The organism is Dialister sp., from assembly GCF_051885895.1.
GTDB lineage: Bacteria > Bacillota > Negativicutes > Veillonellales > Dialisteraceae > Dialister.
Genome location: NZ_JBJEXP010000009.1, coordinates 1 through 3,523, shown reverse-complemented (window position 1 = coordinate 3,523; position 3,523 = coordinate 1). Strand labels below are relative to the sequence as shown.

Annotated in this window: 4 protein-coding genes; all 4 read left to right on the top strand. The window is 47.9% G+C overall.

Annotated features, from left to right (window positions below):
• The first annotated feature begins 389 nt into the window (after window positions 1–389).
• Entirely contained in the window at window positions 390–947 is a 558-nt protein-coding gene (locus tag ACI4N7_RS00580) for a DUF6431 domain-containing protein (protein WP_439731424.1), read from the top strand.
• 73 nt (window positions 948–1,020) lie between these two features.
• Complete coding sequence (locus tag ACI4N7_RS00575) at window positions 1,021–2,289, top strand: DDE-type integrase/transposase/recombinase (protein WP_439731423.1); 1,269 nt, start codon at window positions 1,021–1,023, stop codon at window positions 2,287–2,289.
• The gene (locus ACI4N7_RS00570; RefSeq protein ID WP_439731422.1) at window positions 2,289–3,095 is read left to right on the top strand and encodes an ExeA family protein; all 807 of its coding nucleotides are present in this window, start codon (window positions 2,289–2,291) and stop codon (window positions 3,093–3,095) included. The genes ACI4N7_RS00575 and ACI4N7_RS00570 overlap by 1 nt, the downstream gene beginning before the upstream one ends.
• A 226-nt stretch (window positions 3,096–3,321) precedes the next feature.
• Window positions 3,322–3,523: hypothetical protein (locus tag ACI4N7_RS00565; RefSeq protein WP_439731421.1), on the top strand; the 202-nt coding region annotated here is incomplete at its 3' end.

Below are 3,523 nucleotides of genomic sequence, written 5' to 3'. Positions count from 1 at the left end.
TGTCACGCGTCAAAGTATAGTTCCTGCCTACTGCAACTTTGCCGCAGATTAAATTCTCCTTCCCCTTCATATCGTCTATCTTAACGTGCTGTTTTTTACGGCACGTTTTTATCTGCCTTCTTGACCATTCCTTTTCTTTCCCCTATAGTCTTTTCGTAACAATGAAAAAGAGAAAGAACAGCCCCTCCCACAGTTCGTTCTTTCTCTCACTCAACCCAGGTGCTGCACTTCAGGTCCGATGCAGGGGCTTGCCCTGATCAATGGTTGCCTGTGTCATGTGCAGTTTCCTGGTGTACCGGATTCAGTACACTGTTATGATAAGAAAAAATTTACTGTTATGCAAGCTAATTCGTATAAAAACTTCATCAAAATTTCTTTTTGATTCCTACATGGAGCATTTTCAGCCTGAACTGGAGACCTGTCCCATCTGCGGGAGCACCGGAAACTGCCATATCCACGACTACTACGGCAGATCCATTATTGACTTCAAAGCAGGCACACAGGTAAAATCAGAGCTTTGCATTCTCCGGGTATTCTGTGAAAGCTGCCGGCATGCACATGCCATCCTCCCCGACATCATCATTCCTTACTCCAGCTACAGCCTGTTCTTCATCCTGCGTGTCCTTGGTGAATACTTTGCCAGGCTTTACACCATCGAACAGCTCTGTGAAAGATTTGACATCTCACGGAATCAGTTCTTCAAATGGCTTGCTCTTTGGAAATCCCATAAGCGGGAATGGCTTGGTCTGTTATCAGATGCAGAAATTTCTGATTTCTCTTTTCTGAAGAACCTTACCGCTTCGGAAAGCTACTCATCCTTCTCCATGGGGTTTATCCGGCTGATGTCCCATTCCTTTCTTCAGTCACACAAAAATCCCATACTGGCAACTCCGAAAAACGCACGGTATCATCAGACCATCTTTACTCCGGATATTTCCATCTTCTGACCACACGACCGTGGGATGGCGGCCGGCTTTTTCTTCGTTTATGATGAAGAAAAACAAAAAGGAGGACTTTTCCATGAGTAAAGATACCGAAAAAACGAAACACGATGCGCAAGTGGCACAGTTCCGCTTCGCACTCATCGCTCCTGTCATCCAGGGGCTTTATCCTGATGCCTCGGCAACCGCCTACTATAAACGGGTCACCGCATCTCCACTGACTCTTCCGGATGGTTCCACCGTCACTTACAGCTACAAAACACTGGAAAAATGGAAGTCTCAGTACACCATCGGCGGTCTGGATGCCCTGATGCCGAATACCAGGTCTGACAAAGGCATTTCCCGTGCATTAAACGAAGATGCCATTGCCGAGATCTACCGCATCAAGGAAGAACACCCCCGCATGAATGCCACCCAGATCTATGAGCATCTGGTACGGGAAGCTTTCATCCCGTCCACTGTCAGTGTTGATTCTGTTCAACGCTTTATCAGGCACAATGACCTCAAATCAGCCAGAGACCCGAACTTACGTGACCGCAGGGCCTATGAGGAAGATAAATTCGGAAAGATCTGGCAGGCTGACACCTGTTACCTTCCCTACATTACCGAAGACGGCAGATCCCGCCGGGTTTACTGCATCATGATCATTGACGACCATTCCAGACTTCTGGTCGGCGGCGAACTGTTCTACAGCGACAATGCCTGCAACTTCCAGAAGGTATTAAAGGATGCTGTTGCCACCTATGGGATTCCGGATAAGCTGTATGTAGACAATGGCTGCAGTTACTCGAATGAACAGCTTTCCATGATCTGCGTAGCCCTTGGTATCCTTCTCCTGCACACAAAAATCCGTGACGGGGCCAGCAAAGGCAAGGTAGAGCGGCATTTCAGAACCCTTAAGGAACGCTGGCTTTACACTCTGGACATTGCATCCATTACATCCCTGTCACAGTTCAACGGAATGCTCAAAGATTACATGCGTGATTACAATACCACCTTCCACCGGGGCATTGGCTCCACCCCACTGGAGCGCTATCAGGCTTCCAAAGACCATCCCCGCACGCCGCAGTCAAGGCAGTGGCTGGACGACTGCTTTTACAACCGGATCACCCGTAAGGTGCGTAAGGATTCCACCATCACCATCGACAATGTCTGCTATGATGTTCCCATGCAGTTTATCTCCGCAAAAGTGGATGTCCGCTTTCTCCCGGATGACATGACTTCCGCCTATATCCTGTTTGATGATAAGAAGTTTCCCATCCGTCAGACCAACCGCAACGAAAACTGCCACACGAAACGGAACAATCTTCCGGCAATTGATTATTCCAGGGCCGGAGGTGAATCCTGATGTATAACTCCTATTACGGTCTTACCTTCAATCCTTTCGATAAACAGCAGCTAAAGGAGAAGGACCACTTTATTTCCAGAGACTTTACCGAGATGACCAACCGCCTGAATTATCTCAAGGATATCCGGGGCATCGGCGTATTTACCGCCAGGCCGGGTATGGGGAAATCCTATGCCCTGCGCTGTTTTGCTGCCAGCCTGAATCCCAGCCTGTACCACATGGAATATCTGTGTCTTTCCACGATCAGCGTTGCTGATTTTTACAAGCAGCTCTGCGCCATTCTTGGTGTCTCTGACAAAGGCGGCAAAACACGTATGTTTAAAGCGATCCAGGAACAGATCACATACCTTTATAAGGAAAAGCGTCAGCCACTCCTGCTCGCCATCGATGAAGCGCAGTATTTAAACACCGGTATACTGAATGATATCAAAATGCTCATGAACTACGGTTATGATTCGGTGAACTACTTTACCCTGATCCTTTGCGGAGAATCCCATCTCAATGACACACTCCGCAAACCAGTACATGAAGCGCTGCGTCAGCGGATCACCGTCCACTATAATTACACGGGGCTTTCTGATGACGAAGTATCAAAGTACATCCTGCACAAGATCCAGCTGGCAGGTGCATCCTGCACCATCATAGATCCGGCGGCTCTTGCAGCTGCCCACAGCTTTACACAGGGGAATCCACGGCTCATTGACAACCTGATGACGGATGCCCTGACGATTGGTTCCCAGCAGAACAAGAAAGTCATCGATGCTGAGATCATCCGTGCTGCTGTTGATAATCAAGGACTCTACTGATGAAGTTTTCAAAGTACATTTTTAAGGCCATGACCCCCTGTCATGGCCTTGTTTCAAAAGCAGCATCCTCTGCCTTTCAAACAAAGCTACGACAACCTGCGGTCATACCGCTGAGAGTCTGCGGCAAGTACCGGTACGGCACAATCGGAGAGGCGATTTCACCGAAATCAAAGTGCAGTTTTCGCCTCCCGCAATGTGCCGTCTGACAGTATGTGGGTATCTTGAAATGTATGAGGGAGCTAAGGACTGTGAGAAGGTAACGCTTCCTGTCAATCTAAACTCGAAATTTATTATTGGCCCAGAAGGTGCCCACCTGAATATTTCTGGTATCTCTGGTCTTGCTTCTAAAACTTCTTATGCTATGTTTTTGCTTAAAGCAATCCAGGATAGCTATATGAAGAAAGATCCGGAGAATGAAGAAGAAGACA

Bases quoted from the DNA above. Each gene is read 5' to 3' on its own strand.
- ACI4N7_RS00575 (WP_439731423.1), top strand. From the start codon at position 1,021: ATGAGTAAAGATACCGAAAAAACGAAACACGATGCGCAAGTGGCACAG.
- ACI4N7_RS00570 (WP_439731422.1), top strand. From the start codon at position 2,289: ATGTATAACTCCTATTACGGTCTTACCTTCAATCCTTTCGATAAACAG.
- ACI4N7_RS00580 (WP_439731424.1), top strand. From the start codon at position 390: ATGGAGCATTTTCAGCCTGAACTGGAGACCTGTCCCATCTGCGGGAGC.